General features: G+C 70.3%; 11 protein-coding genes and 1 pseudogene. 5 read left to right on the top strand and 7 right to left on the bottom strand.

The features are described 5' to 3' along the window. Nucleotides 1–32: 32 nt before the first annotated feature. Nucleotides 33–677, bottom strand: a complete 645-nt coding sequence (locus SVTN_RS06140) for an FMN-binding negative transcriptional regulator (RefSeq protein WP_041128139.1) — start codon at nt 675–677, stop codon at nt 33–35. Nucleotides 678–708: 31 nt separating this feature from the next. Further along, on the bottom strand, nt 709–1,416 hold the full coding sequence (locus SVTN_RS06135; RefSeq protein ID WP_041128138.1) for a pyridoxamine 5'-phosphate oxidase family protein: 708 nt from the start codon (nt 1,414–1,416) through the stop codon (nt 709–711). 35 nt (nt 1,417–1,451) lie between these two features. On the opposite strand from SVTN_RS06135, the gene SVTN_RS06130 reads away from it, so the two are divergent. The 3 genes from SVTN_RS06130 to SVTN_RS06120 all read left to right on the top strand — a co-directional run bounded on the left by SVTN_RS06130 (nt 1,452) and on the right by SVTN_RS06120 (nt 4,158). Next, complete coding sequence (locus SVTN_RS06130) at nt 1,452–2,786, top strand: aminotransferase class I/II-fold pyridoxal phosphate-dependent enzyme (protein WP_078908231.1); 1,335 nt, start codon at nt 1,452–1,454, stop codon at nt 2,784–2,786. A gap of 221 nt (nt 2,787–3,007) precedes the next feature. After that, the gene (locus SVTN_RS06125; RefSeq protein WP_041128136.1) at nt 3,008–3,871 is read left to right on the top strand and encodes an isocitrate lyase/PEP mutase family protein; all 864 of its coding nucleotides are present in this window, start codon (nt 3,008–3,010) and stop codon (nt 3,869–3,871) included. Beyond that, nucleotides 3,868–4,158, top strand: coding sequence for a hypothetical protein (locus SVTN_RS06120; RefSeq protein WP_245727456.1), 291 nt, complete (start codon nt 3,868–3,870; stop codon nt 4,156–4,158). Before SVTN_RS06125 ends, SVTN_RS06120 begins: the two co-directional genes overlap by 4 nt. A 77-nt stretch (nt 4,159–4,235) precedes the next feature. Here SVTN_RS06120 and SVTN_RS06115 read toward each other — a convergent pair whose 3' ends face one another. Continuing rightward, a complete protein-coding gene (locus SVTN_RS06115) occupies nt 4,236–4,424 on the bottom strand; it encodes a hypothetical protein (protein WP_041128134.1) in 189 nt (62 codons plus the stop codon). Further along, a complete protein-coding gene (locus tag SVTN_RS06110) occupies nt 4,421–5,422 on the bottom strand; it encodes a DMT family transporter (RefSeq protein WP_245727454.1) in 1,002 nt (333 codons plus the stop codon). Before SVTN_RS06110 ends, SVTN_RS06115 begins: the two co-directional genes overlap by 4 nt. A 73-nt stretch (nt 5,423–5,495) precedes the next feature. On the opposite strand from SVTN_RS06110, the gene SVTN_RS06105 reads away from it, so the two are divergent. Continuing rightward, nucleotides 5,496–6,398 carry a LysR family transcriptional regulator gene (locus SVTN_RS06105; RefSeq protein WP_041128133.1) on the top strand — a complete coding sequence of 301 codons (903 nt, stop codon included), beginning with the start codon at nt 5,496–5,498 and terminating at the stop codon, nt 6,396–6,398. A gap of 13 nt (nt 6,399–6,411) precedes the next feature. Here the strand turns inward: SVTN_RS06105 and SVTN_RS06100 are convergent, their stop codons facing one another. Further along, nucleotides 6,412–6,879, bottom strand: a complete 468-nt coding sequence (locus tag SVTN_RS06100) for a pyridoxamine 5'-phosphate oxidase family protein (RefSeq protein WP_041128132.1) — start codon at nt 6,877–6,879, stop codon at nt 6,412–6,414. 76 nt (nt 6,880–6,955) lie between these two features. Between SVTN_RS06100 and SVTN_RS06095 the strand changes: the two genes are divergently transcribed. Further along, nucleotides 6,956–7,657: a cysteine hydrolase family protein gene (locus tag SVTN_RS06095; protein WP_041128131.1), complete on the top strand. Its 702-nt coding sequence runs from the start codon at nt 6,956–6,958 to the stop codon at nt 7,655–7,657. Here SVTN_RS06095 and SVTN_RS06090 read toward each other — a convergent pair. Further along, nucleotides 7,644–7,847: pseudogene (locus tag SVTN_RS06090) on the bottom strand (Rieske (2Fe-2S) protein); the annotation flags it as partial. The gene SVTN_RS06095 and the pseudogene SVTN_RS06090 sit on opposite strands and share 14 nt — an antisense overlap. Before the next feature lie 568 nt (nt 7,848–8,415). After that, nucleotides 8,416–12,768, bottom strand: a complete 4,353-nt coding sequence (locus SVTN_RS06085) for a LamG domain-containing protein (protein ID WP_159026429.1) — start codon at nt 12,766–12,768, stop codon at nt 8,416–8,418. Nucleotides 12,769–13,011: the final 243 nt, after the last annotated feature.

Here is a 13,011-nt window from a genome sequence, read left to right as displayed (position 1 = left end):
GGCGGGAATCTCGTGGCCCGCCCCCACCGGTGTCATCCGTTCGTGCGGCGACGCTGCTGGTGGGCCCGGGCGTTCAGGTCGCCGGGTCCTGCCCGCTCGGCGAGCCGCTCCGAGACGCGGTCCTGGACCTCCTGCGGCTTGTTGCCCGCGTACTTGAACTTCGCGCGCACGTCGGTCACCTCCAGGCTCAGCAGCCGGATCCCCGACAGGAGGCGGCCGAACGGGGCCTCGCCCGGGGCGACGGTCGCCGTGCCGCCCTCCGGCTGGAAGTGGGCGACCTGGTGGTTGAGGAGTGCCGCCTTCTCCTGCGGATCGTCGACCACGCGCGCGGTGCAGCGCAGTTGGACGGCCGCGTAGTACGAGGTCGGGGTGCCGTGCTCGGACGGCGCGTCCTCGGGGGCCGTCCAGTGCCCGGGGACGTAGACGTAGTCGTCGACCACGCTCAGGAGCACCGTCGGGTTCGCCTCCAGGGCGCGCCAGAGCGGGTTGGGCCGGGCCAGGTGGGCCAGGGCGCGGCCGTAGGGGCCGGGCTCGGAGTCGTACCGGAAGTGCATCGGCTGCACCCACGGCGGCTCGCCGGGCAGGCCGTTGACGGCGAGCTGGCCGAAGTCGTGCCGGGCGAGCCAGTCGCGCCACTCGCCCTCGTCGTGGGCGGCGTCCCAGGGGTGGATCAGCATCGTCGGTCCGTCCTTCCTCGGTCGGGCGCGGTCAGAGCGCGGTCAGGTAGCCGGGCAGGGCGACGGACGGGTCCAGGTCGCCGGACGGGACCGGCGCGCCGTAGCCGCCCTGTACGGGGACCACGCCGGCCCAGTGGGGGAGGCCGAGGTCCTCGGGGTCGTCGTTGGGGCCGCCGGTGCGGACCTTCGCCGAGACCTCGTCCAGGTCGAGCCGGATCACGGCGGTGGCGGCGAGCTCCTTGGCGTTACCGGGGCGCGAGTCGGCCGAGCGGCCGGGGACGACCTGGTCGACGAGGGCGTCGAGGGCGGTCCGCAGCTCCTCCGGGTCGGTGACCTGGTGGGCGGTGCCGTGGACGACGACCGAGCGGTAGTTGAGGGAGTGGTGGAAGGCGGAGCGGGCGAGCACGAGGCCGTCGACGTGCGTCACGGTCAGGCAGACGGGCAGGCCGGGGGCCGTGACGCCGTCGCCGGCCGCGCGCAGCGGCCGCGAGCCGGTGGAGCCGTGGACGTAGAGGCGCTCGCCGACCCGGCCGAAGAGCGTCGGCAGGACGACCGGCGCGCCGTCGCGCACGAAGCCGAGGTGGCAGACGTAGGCCTCGTCGAGTATCGAGTGGACGAGTTCCCTGTCGTACGAGGCGCGGTGGCGGGAGCGCGTGGGCACGGTCCGGTCGGTCGGCGCGTAGGTGCCGCCCGGCGCGTGCGTGTCGGCGGTGGTGCTCGTGTCGGCGGCGGCGCTCATTGCGTACTCCATTGCACTAGTGCATACTCGTGTTTGTGCTAGGAGAATATCGGATCGAAGGTCGTCGCGCATCGGACATCGCCGCCAGCGTCGAGCGCGGCGTGGGTGCGGGCGCGCTGCAGCCCGGTCAACTGCTGCCGCCCATGCGGGAATTGGCGCTCACCCTGGGCGTGAACCCGAACACCGTCGCCGCCGCCTACCGCACCCTGCGCGAGCGCGGGGTCATCGAGACGGACGGACGGCGCGGCAGCCGGGTGCGCCCTCGCCCCGCCACGACCGCGCGCGGCTCGATCCGGGTGGAGGCGCCCGCCGGGGTCCGGGACGTGAGCAACGGCAGCCCCGACCCCGCCCTGCTCCCCTCCCTCGTCGAGGCCTTCGCGGAGGTCGCCCGGCGGTACGACGCACAGCCCGGCATGTACGGCGAGGCCCCCGTCGACGAGGAGTTCGGGCGCCTCGCGCGCGCCGCCTTCGACGCGGACGGCGTGCCCGCGGGGCCGATCGGCGTCGCCTCGGGCTCCCTCGACGCCATCGAGCGGGTGCTCGCCGCCCACCTCAGGCCCGGCGACGCCGTCGCCGTCGAGGACCCGGGCTGGGGCAGCCTCCTCGACCTCGTGCCCGCGCTCGGACTGCGCCCGGTGCCGATCGCCGTCGACGACGAGGGGCCCCTGCCGGAGGCGGTCGAGCGCGCGATCCGGCAGGACGGGGCGCGAGCGGTGATCGTCACCGACCGGGCGCAGAACCCGACCGGTGCCTGCGTCACCGAGGCCCGCGCCCGGGAACTGCGGCGGGTCCTCGCCGGACACCCCGGCGTCCTGCTCGTCGAGGACGACCACGGGCACGGCATCGTCGCGCAACCCCTCCACCCGCTGGCCGGCGTCACCGACCGCTGGGTGCTGGTCCGTTCGGTCGCCAAGGCGTACGGGCCCGACCTGCGAATCGCGGCCTTCACCGGGGACGCCGAGACCGTCGACCGGGTGCTCGGGCGGCAGCGGCTCGGCCCCGGCTGGGTCAGCAGGCTGCTCCAGCGGGCCGTCGCACACCTCTGGGCCGCGGAGGCGGTGGACCCGGCCGTCGTCGCGCGCGCGTACGGAAGGCGGCGCGACGGACTCGTGCGCGCCCTGGCCCGGCGCGGCGTCGAGGCGCACGGGCGCGGCGGCATGAACGTCTGGGTGCCGGTGTCCGACGAGACCGGCGCGGTGGCCCGGCTGCTCGCCGCGGGCTGGGCCGTCGCGCCGGGCGCCCGCTTCCGGATGGACGCGGGGCCGGCCGTCCGGGTCACCGTCTCCGGCCTCGCCGCCACGGAGGTGGAGGCACTGGCCGAGGCGGTGGCCGCGGCGGCGGGGCCGGCGCCCGCGCGGAGCTACGGGTAGGGGCGCGCCGCCGTCTTCCCATCTGCCGCACGGGGCACGCCCGTTCCTCGCGCAAGTGACGTTTCTCCGGTGAAAGCGCTACTCCTGGAGAGTGAGTAAAGCGCTCGTACAGCGATGTTCGTGCTTGGTTCAGGAAATCATCAGGTTTTGGTAAAGCCCCGCCGTGTTGCGGCGGTTCTTCACCCATGCCGTGTTTTCCCGAACTGACCAGGAGTCATACGTTGAGTTACGGAAGCAGTCTGCGCGAGGCCGTGGCGGCGCCGGGGACGACCCCGCTGATCGGCGTGTACGACATGTACTCGGCCTCCGTCGCCGCCGACCACTACGACGGGATGTTCGTCTCCGGGTTCGGCTTCGCCGCCTCGTACTACGGGCTCCCCGACATCGGCTTCATCGCCTGGCCGGACATGGTGGCGTTCGTGCAGCGGCTGCGCGGCGCCTTCCCCCGCCACCACCTGCTCGTGGACATCGACGACGGTTACGTCGACCCCGAGGTGGCCTGCCACGTGGTGGAGGGCCTGGAGCGCATCGGCGCCTCGGGCGTGATCCTGGAGGACCAAAAGCGGCCGCGCCGGTGCGGCCACGCGGACGGCAAGCAGGTGCTGCCGCTCGACGAGTACCTGGCCAAGCTGAAGATGGTGCTCGCCACCCGCCGTGACATGGTCGTCGTGGCCAGGACGGACGCCACCGACGAGGCCGACATCCTGCGGCGGGCGGAGTGTCTGGCCGCCACCGACGCCGACGTGGTCCTCGTGGACGGCGTACGCAGCGTCGAGTGGATCCGCCGGATCCGCGAGGTGGTCGGCGGCAAGCCGCTGCTCTTCAACCAGATCGCCGGCGGCAAGTCGCCGCGGCTCTCGCTCGACGAGCTCTCCGACCTCGGCGTGGACGTGGCGATCTACAGCACGCCCTGTCTCTTCGCGGCGCACGAGGCGATGGACTCGGCCCTCGTCGAACTGAAGCGGGCCAACGGCAGGCTGCCGTCCTTCGACCCCGAGTCCGGTGTCGGGGTCGCCGCCTCGACCCGGCTCCTGGAGCGGAACATCGCCCGCCACCAGACGGCACCCGAGCGGGTGGGCGCGTGAGCGGGGCGATCCCGCGCCAGGGGGCGGGGCCCGGGCTTCCGCTCAGGAAGCCGTTGAAGGCACTCGGTCTGGCCGCCGTCCTCCTCGCGGCGGGCGCCGCACCGGCGGCGGCCGACGGCAGTCTGCTGACCGTCATCGACAACTCGCACGCCGACTCCGTCGTGGAGATCGACCGGGCGGCCAACGTCCAGTACGGCAGCAGCGGTACGGCGGGCAGCGACCACGACGGCAGCGCCGTCGACGCCCTGCAGGCCCTCTTCGGCGGGGCGCGTCCGGGCGGGGACTGACCCCCGGCGCGAACGGAACGGCCGGACACCGCCCTCGTGGTGTCCGGCCGTTCCCGTGCCCCGCTGTGCTGTCGCCGTCAGTCCTCCAGCAGGTCGGGGAGGCCCAGCTCGTCGAGCTCGACGGGCTCCGGGCCGTCCATGGGGGAGGCGGCCGCCACGGCACCGGCGGTGGCCGGGGCGGCCTGGGCCGGGCCGGCGAAGCCGAGGAAGGCGCCGGTCACGGCGAGGGCGGCGACGAGGGTTCGGGGGAGTGCGGTGAGGTTCATGCCCGGGGAACGATCTTGTCCTCGCGGGAGTCACGGAGAGTGACACGGGAGAGGGAGAGGCGCCCGGCCACGGTGCGCGCGCCCGCCGTCCGGGTGGAGGCGCGGGTCTGGGTGAGGGCCGCGCCCGCCAGGACCACGAGCGCGCCGACCGGGGTGTTCCAGGCGAGCCGCTCGTCCAGGACGGCGACGCCCGCCGCCGTGGCGATCACCGGGATGAAGTACGTGACCATGGCGGCCGTCGTCGGGCCGACCTCCGCGACGACGCCGTACTGGAGCAGCATCGCGTACCCCGTCCCCAGCGCGCCGAGGGCGATCACGGCGAGCAGCGGCATGAGCTCGACCGACTCCGGGACCGAGGTGAACAGGGGGGTGACCACGGCCAGCTGCAGCGTCGCGAGTCCGACCTGGGAGCCGGCGAGCGAGAGGTGGGAGGCGCCGGTGCCGCTCAGGGTCCTGCGGACGTATATCCAGCCGACCGCGTAGCTGAACGAGGCGAGCAGGGCCAGGGCTGTGCCGGTCACGTCGAGGCCGGAGAAGCCCTGCCAGGCGCCGAGCACGGTGAGCACGCCGACGAAGCCGATGCCCAGACCGGCCGCGCGGACCCGGGTCGGCCGGTCCTCGGAGAGCGCCACGAGCGAGAGCAGCATCCCCCAGAGCGGGGTCGTCGCGTTGCAGATGCCCGCCAGGGTGGAGGGGATCGTCAGCTCCGCGTACGAGAAGAGGGAGAACGGCAGCGCGTTGAGCAGGAAGGCCGCGACCGTCAGATGGCCCCAGACGCGGGCTCCGCGCGGCAGCCGGTCGCGCTTCACGACGATCGCGACGGCGAGCACCGCCGTACCGAAGAACAGCCGCCCGAACGTGACCTGGAAGGGCGCGAAGCCCTCCGTGCCGACCTTGATGAAGAGGAAGCTGAAGCCCCAGATGAGGGCGAGGGCGCCGAATCGGACGCGCCAGTCGAGGAGGTGTGAAGCGGGGGAGGACGAGGGTGCGGGGCTCATGCACTCAGGGTGACGGGAACGATGTATTAGAACAAGCGAGAATTGCTCGACCCTTCCCCTTAGCATTGCTTATATGTTGAACCTGGAGCGCCTCCGTACCCTCGACGCCGTCGCCCGGCACGGCTCGGTCAGCGGCGCCGCCGACGGCCTGCACGTCACCACCTCGGCCGTCTCCCAGCAGCTGTCCAAGCTGGAGCGCGAGGTCGGGCAGCAGCTGCTCGCCAAGAACGGCCGGGGCGTGCGGCTCACCGACGCCGGGCTGCTGCTCGCCGAGCACGCCGCCCGCATCCTGTCCCAGGTCCAGATGGCCCAGGCCGACATCGAGGCCCAGCAGGGGCGGGTGGTGGGGGAGGTGCGGCTCGCGGCCTTCCCGACGGCGGCGCGCGGACTGTTCCCGGCCGCGCTCGCCGCCCTGCGCGCCGGCCACCCCGAACTCCGCGTCCGTACGACGGAACTGGAGCCGGAACCGGGCGTGCGGGCCGTCCTGCGCGGCGATGCGGACCTGGCGATCGTCCTGGACTGGAGCAACAAGCGGGCGCCCGTCCCCGGCGGCCTGGAGCGCGCCCACCTCCTCGACGACTCCGCCGACGTGGCCCTGCCCGCCGGACACCCGCTGGCCGGGCGGGACGCGGTGGACCTGGAGGACTTCGCCGACGAGGAGTGGGTCTCCTGGCCGGAGGGCGAGTTCTGCCACGACTGGCTGATGTTCACGCTGCGCTCGCAGGGCATCGAGCCGCGCATCGGGCACTTCGCCGGGGAGCACCACACCCAGCTGGCCCTGGTGGCGGCCGGCCTCGGGGTGTGCGTCACGCCCCGGCTCGGGCGTCCCGTGCCGGACGGCGTCGTCTTCGTTCCCGTACGGCAGAAGGTGCGGCGCCACATCTACGCCACCTGGCGCGCCGACGCGGGCCGCCGGCCCTCCGTGCGGGCGGTCGTCGCGGCACTGCGGGCGGCCGCGGAGCCGCTGGGGAGCTGATTCTCGCCGGCCCTCAGAGGGTCGCGAGCTTGCGGAAGTCCCAGGAGGCGATCTTCTCCGGGGTCAGTCGCAGCCAGGCGTGCCGGCCGTCGTGCGGCATGGCGTCCAGGCCGAAGTTCTTGGCGGCGAAGAGCTGCTCGGGCACGTCGAGTTCGGGGCAGGGCTCGCCGGTGCGCGGCGCCTCGCCCACGAAGACGGCCGTCCCCGACAGCTCCACCCCGCGCAGCTCCCCGTACTCCTCCCCGTCGTCCACCACGACCGCGATCCTCGGATCGGCGCGCAGCTCCGCCCAGCGCCGGCTCCGGGTGATCGAGTACAGCCACAGCGAGGAGCCGTCCCAGACGAACCAGAGCGCGCTCACGTGCGGGCGGCCGTCGGCGGAGACGGTCGCGACCCGGCAGGTGCGCTGTTCGGCGAGGAACGAGTCGAGCTCGGCCGGGGTCATCATGATCCGGCGTCCACGGCGCTGTGCGACAGTCATCGTCCGCACCCTTCTGGATTTCTGATGAGACGTCAGAAAGCATGGGGGGCCATCCACGCGCGTGCAAGGGGGGACCATGGGTCAGAGTCCGAGGGAACGGCTCGGGGAGCGGATCCGCCCGGACGGCGGAGTCGTCCTGCTCACCGTCGAGTGCCAGCAGGGGGTCGTCGGGACCGACAGCGCCCTGCCCGAACTGGCCGCCGCCGCCCGCAGGTCGGGCGCCCTGCGGAACGTCGCCCGGCTCGTCGCCGCCGCGCACGCGGCGGACGTCCAGGTGATCCACGCCGTCGCCGAGCGGCGCCCCGACGGGCGGGGCGCCAACACCAACGCCCGGCTCTTCACGGCCGCCGCCCGGCTGCCCGTGCAGCAGCACAGCGGCAGCAGGGCCGTACGGATCGCCGAACCGATCGAGGTCGCCGACGAGGACCTCGTGGTCCGGCGCCTGCACGGGCTCTCGCCGCTCGCGGGCACCGACGTCGACGCGCTGCTCCGCAACCTCGGCTGCCGCACCCTGATCGTCACGGGGGTCTCCGCCAACGTGGCCGTGCCCAACGCGGTCTTCGACGCCGTGAACCTCGGCTACACGGTCGTCGTGCCCGGGGACGCCATCGCGGGGGTGCCAGCCGACTACACCCCCGCGATGATCCGGCACACCCTCGCGCTCGTGGCCACGATCACCACGACCGACGACGTATTGGCGTGCTGGAAGGCGCCCGCGTCCGGCAGGGGTTCCGCCGGCCGGGGCCGGCGGAACGGGGATGCCGTCAGCCCCGGCTGATCTCCTCGCCCACCACCTGGATCGGCTCGGGCGGCAGCGGCGAGGGCGCCGGGCCCGACTTCACGCTGCCGTCCGAGATGTCGAACTGGCTCTGGTGGCACGGGCAGACGATGACGCCGTCCTTGATGCTGCTCACGGCGCAGCCCTGATGCGTGCACTTCGAGGAGAAGGCCTTGAAGTCGTCACCCTCAACGCGCTGAGCTGCACGGATAGCTGTACGGGCCCTGCTGAACTGCGGGTTTGCTCGTTTCCGGGGCTTTCACGGTGGCACCGTTTTGTGCGGTCGATTCTCCCCAGCCGCTCCCCAGAGCGCCCTTGTTCTCCCCAGGTTCTCCCCAGGCGCAGCCCGTTCCTGCCGGCGTCTCCACCAGTGAAGTGGCTCTCCTGGAGATCGCAAAGCGCCTACGCGCTGTGTCGGAGTGAGGTGCGCTCGGCAAGCACGGAGCGGCCTCCCCCGTCGGCACCAGTTGACCACCCGGGTCGGGATTGCGACCGCAGAGGAGCGCCTTGCCATTGCCGGGGCTGGGGGGAAGGACTCGCCACCGCCGTCGTTCTCGCCGAGGCGGGACCCTTGGTGCACGTGATCGCCGAGCAGGTGCCGGACTTCACGTCGCGGGCAGCGGGCCGATGCGGAGCCGTACCGGGCGGAGCCGAAGGACAAGGTCGACCAGTGGGCGCAGCGGTCCTGGGGATCTTCCGCCAGCCGCTGAGCACAGCGGGGCGGTGCCTGGTTCGCGCACCGCCCCGCTGCTGATGGGTCAGTCGAGCTGCATGATCCCGGGGAGCTGACCTGTTGCTGCGGCACTCGCAGCCGGCAGCGCGGTCGGGTAGATCCGCACATCGCTGACCGCGCCATTGGCGTACTCGCCGTACGTGCTCTCGTACACCCGCCGGCCGATCTGCACGCCGCCGTCCGCGTTCCACGAGATGCCTGTGTACGCCTTCGTCGCTGAGAGTTTCCCGTCGACGTACAGCAGCAGTTGGTCGGTGGTCACGTCGTAGACACCGACGAGATGGGTCCACTTACCCACCACGGCTGAGGCGCCGTACGCGGCCGAGAATGAGGGGCCTGAAGTGCCATCGTTGTGGCGTCCGAACGCCCAGACCTTTGCTCCGGAGGAGTAGTAGAGCTGGAAGCCGTTGGCGCCGCCTGCCCCATCGGACTGGGACACGAACGAAGAGTTGCCGCTCAGCGATCCGAGCTTCACCCAGGCGGACACCGTGAAGCTGCCGGTTGTGTTCACTGCCGGCTTCGTGGTGGCTGCGTAGCCGGTGGTCCCGGAGAGTTGGAGCACCTTCCCTCGGGTGGCGTCGGTAGTCCATGTGTACGCGCCGGTCAATGCTGCGTTGAGATCGCCGGGATCGTCGGTCGCAGAGCTGCCGGTTCCCTCGTTGAGACGCCAGTTGTGGGTTGCGGTGTTGCCCACGGCGCCCAACGACGCTGGGGCGGAGAATGCGGCGACCGTGTCCTTGGGCGCAGCGCCCGGGTACTCCATGAGTTGTCCGGCGCTGTCGACCGCGTACAGCTCGGGGTGGCCGTCCGGGCCGCCGGAGTTGCCGTTGATATCGCCCGGCGACATCACCGCCGGGTACTTTGCGGTCGGCAGGACCGGGGCCAAGGGGGCTGCCGGGTGTTTATCCCATCCGGCGGCGGCGCCGGTGGTCCAGTTCTGGGCCGCCGTGCCATTGCAGGTGTAGATCTGTAGCTGTGTGCCGGCAGCGGTGCTGGCGTTCGGGTCATCCAGGCATTTGCTGGAGTTCGGGTTTCTGAGACTGCCCGAGTCGTAGGGGACCCATTCTTGGGCGGGAGTGCCGTTGCACGAGTGCAGCTGGACGGGCGTGCCGTTGTCTTTGCCGGCACTGTAGACATCGAGGCAGCCGCCCATTGCACGGATCGTGCCGTCGGACATCAGCGACCAGGTCTGGGCGCGGGTCTGATTGCAGCCCCAGGCCTGAACCTTCGTACCGTCGGCCGTGCCGCCGTTGTACACATCGAGACAGAGCTTTCCGCCCCCAGAAGCGGCCACAGCGGAGGTGAAGGCGGTGCGCACCGGGGCGTGGAGCGGAGTGGGCAGCAAGGTGACAGGGTCAATGCTGATCGGGAAGGTGAGTACTGAGCCGCTGATGTCATCGCGGGCCCAGAGGACCGGGGATCCGCCGGTGACGCTGCCGGTGACGTTGCCCTTCTCGTCGACGCTCTTGGTGAGTGTGCCTCCGACCGTGCCCGGCGCGATCAGGGTGTAGCCGGACCAGTCTCCGTCACCGAGTAGCAACGGGTTCTTGAGGTGGTTGCCCCCGTCGGCTTGGTAGATCCAGAGCTTCTTGCCTTCGACGGTGATAACTGCGGGATAGTTGTTTTCGTTGCCGAACACGTTGCCGGGAGTGACGAGCTGCTCGATGTCCCAGCTGCTTTCGTTGTACCCAGCGGTGCGACAGAGTGCGTCGTCCTTGACCCGCCTCACATCCTGTTCGCAGATTTCCTTGACTACGATGGTGGAACGATTATCGCCCATGAAGCCGGTGGAGTAGTACGGCGTGCTCGCATTGGGGTCGAGGTCATTTCTGACGACGTACAGCTGGTGGCTCTGCTTGTTGTAGGCGAACAGGTCGTCCACATGGCTGCCGTGGAGGTTGCCGCGGTGGGCGATGAGGTAGTTGTTCCATCCCGTTTTATCTGGGGATTGTGCGGGTGTCGAGACTGTGACCGGGCCGCTGGCCGGCGTGGTCAGCGGGGCAGTCTGCGCCGGGGCCACTGGCTGTGCCGAGTCGGTGTTGCCTGGCAGCAGGACCAGGTCACCGGTCCGGGTGGTGGCCAGGAGATCGGGGATGCCGTCGCCGCCGATATCGCCGGGAGTGATTTTGGTGTTGGGGTCCCACGGGACCGTGTACGTGTAGCTGCCCGGAGCCTGTGAGAGGTTGCCGGCGTTGTCTACAGCGGCCACGTACAGGGTGTGCACGCCCCAGGCCGTCACTGGGACTTTGACCTTCGCGGTCGAGGTTCCCGTGGTGTCCGTGCTGCTGATAGGTACGGAGGTGCCAACCAGTGCGGTCGGCTGGCTGTCCAGCCGCCAGATGAAGTGGTCGATGCCGCTGCTCAGGCAGGCGCCTGGGGCACAGGTGTCGGCTGGTGCCTTGTCGTCGGCGGAGACGCTGAAGTCAGTGGGTGGGCTGCCCGCATATACCAGTGGATTGCCGACCCCGCTGCCGACCGGCGGGAAGGAGGGATTGACCGCGATGTCCGGCGTCTTGGGCGGACTGAAGTCTGTCCGGAACCAGCAGCTCGAGGTCACCGGCGAACGCAAATGGGCCGACGAGTTGGTTTCCGCGTAGACGTTCCAGCCGTACTCGTGGCCGTCCTTGAGCGTGGCGCCTACCAGAACGTTGGTGCTTGTACCCGATGCGACGTACGTGGTTGATGACGATGCGACGGTGTCGGGATTGCCGTCGGTGAGGAGGGTCCGGTCCCAGACGAGGTAATTTGCGCTGGCGAGTTCGCCAGCGATGTTGGTCGTGACCGTGGAGTGCAGCCGAAGGTTGCTACCCGCGGCTGAGTAGGTGGTGGCGCCGATCCAGCCGACTCCGCTGGTGACGCAGGGCCCGGAGGCCCCCGTGGCGGAGGGGGTGGTGTACAGGCTGGTGGGTGGCTTTGGCGGCATGTCGAAGGTTGTGATCAGGGTGATCACGGTGGAGAGCCGCAGGTAGTTGTCGTTGGTGCTGGACTGGGTCTCGTCGCCGTAGAGTCCGACCGTCCACCAGTCCAGGCCCGAGTCGGCGATCTTCTGTGCCTGGGCCGTCACAGTGAAGCTGGCAGTGTGGTTGCTGCAGCTGCTGCTGGGGTTGGCTGCGCTCGGGATGGTGGTTCGTACGGCCGCGTAGGTAGCGTCCTGGGCGGTCGGCTTGCTGTTCCAGTCGGTGGCCTCGTTGATCGCTCCTGTCGTGTGCAGGGTGATGGGCTGGTCTTTGGAGCAGTCCCAGCTTGCGGCGTATGTCGACGGGACGGACATGATGGCCTTGGAGATGACCATCTCGGGTGCGAAACCAGTGGTGTTGATTGCGTAGTACGAGCGTTCCAGACCGATGCCGCAGGCTCCGCCCCAGCGCTGGTAGCCCACACCTTCACCGTTGCTCTGCGGCTTGTTGTACTGAGGGCTGTTGGCGCATTGTGAGCTGGAGTAGACCTCGGTGTAGTTGCCGGAGGTCTTCGAGATCGGGTTGGTGTACGGGTCGATGAAGACCGGGTATACGGTGTCCGGGCCGGCGAGCACGTCCGGGTCCGGTCGCAGCGTGACGGCGGACGACGAAGTAGTCATGGGCACCGAGTCGACGACAGCGCCTACGCCGGGACCCTCGACCGAGGAGACCGCCACGGGTGGGGTGACGGGAGTATCTCCGTCGGTTTCGAGAGCCTGAACGGAGATTGAATCGGTCTGATTCGCTGCTGTCTTGGCAGTGACCGAAGAGATCGCCGACTCGCTCAGGGTTGCGGAGTCCCACATGATGGGGCGAGGCGATATGTAGTCCAGGGACCCGTCCGCAGTCCTCGCCTCCATACCGCCGGACTCGGTGGGGGCGATGGCAAGGCCTTCGGCTGAGACCCCGAGTCGCAGTTCCTTCACGCGGGGGTCGGAAGCAGCGGCAGCATCGTGGACGATCAGGACATCGCTGAATCCGCCCTGATCGGTAACGGACACTGACAAGTCAATGCCGGGCAGGACCTCGCGATAGAACGCAGTGTCGCCCGACACCGTCGGGGCCGGCAGCGGGAACGGCGTGGCCAGGGCCAGCTTGGTGCCGTCCTCGTGGCTCAGGCGGACCACCGGCCCGGTGCCGCCTCCGGAGAGTGCAACTCCGTGGGGGGTTGCCTTCGGAGACCAGGTGCCGTCCTCGTTCTGGCGCAACGTAGCATCCACCGGCACCCAGGCACCGTCCTTGCGGACACGGACGGGCATGAGGCTCGTGGTGCTTGTGAATGAGCCGTCGGCGTTGGCCACTATTTCGGTGGTCTCTGTGGTGAGCGCGTCGACCGGCACCTCTTGGCCCGTAGCCATGGCCTCTTGCTGGGCGCTGAGCATGCTGCCGCCGGCCGCGGGTTCCGGGTCCTCGGCCCACACGGGGGTAGCGGGAGTCGAGAGAGCGGCAACGATCAGCGCGCACAGCAACTTTTGAGGCGGTCTCAGACGCTTCCGACTATTTGATATCCGGACGGGTTGGTAATGCATGAGTCAAGTTCCTCGCAAGGATGAGTGAGCGGAAGAATGGATTCCCCCATGTGTGGCCGAGGTGGCACCACGACGTGCCAGTCTCCGGGGGGAGTGATTTGTGAAAGCAACAGGTCGTTCGTCCCCCGCAAAGCG

Origin of the sequence: Streptomyces vietnamensis (assembly GCF_000830005.1) — a bacterium.
Classification (GTDB): domain Bacteria; phylum Actinomycetota; class Actinomycetes; order Streptomycetales; family Streptomycetaceae; genus Streptomyces; species Streptomyces vietnamensis.
The sequence above is the reverse complement of the archived record's forward strand: the minus strand, read 5'-3'. Positions and strand labels throughout refer to the sequence as shown.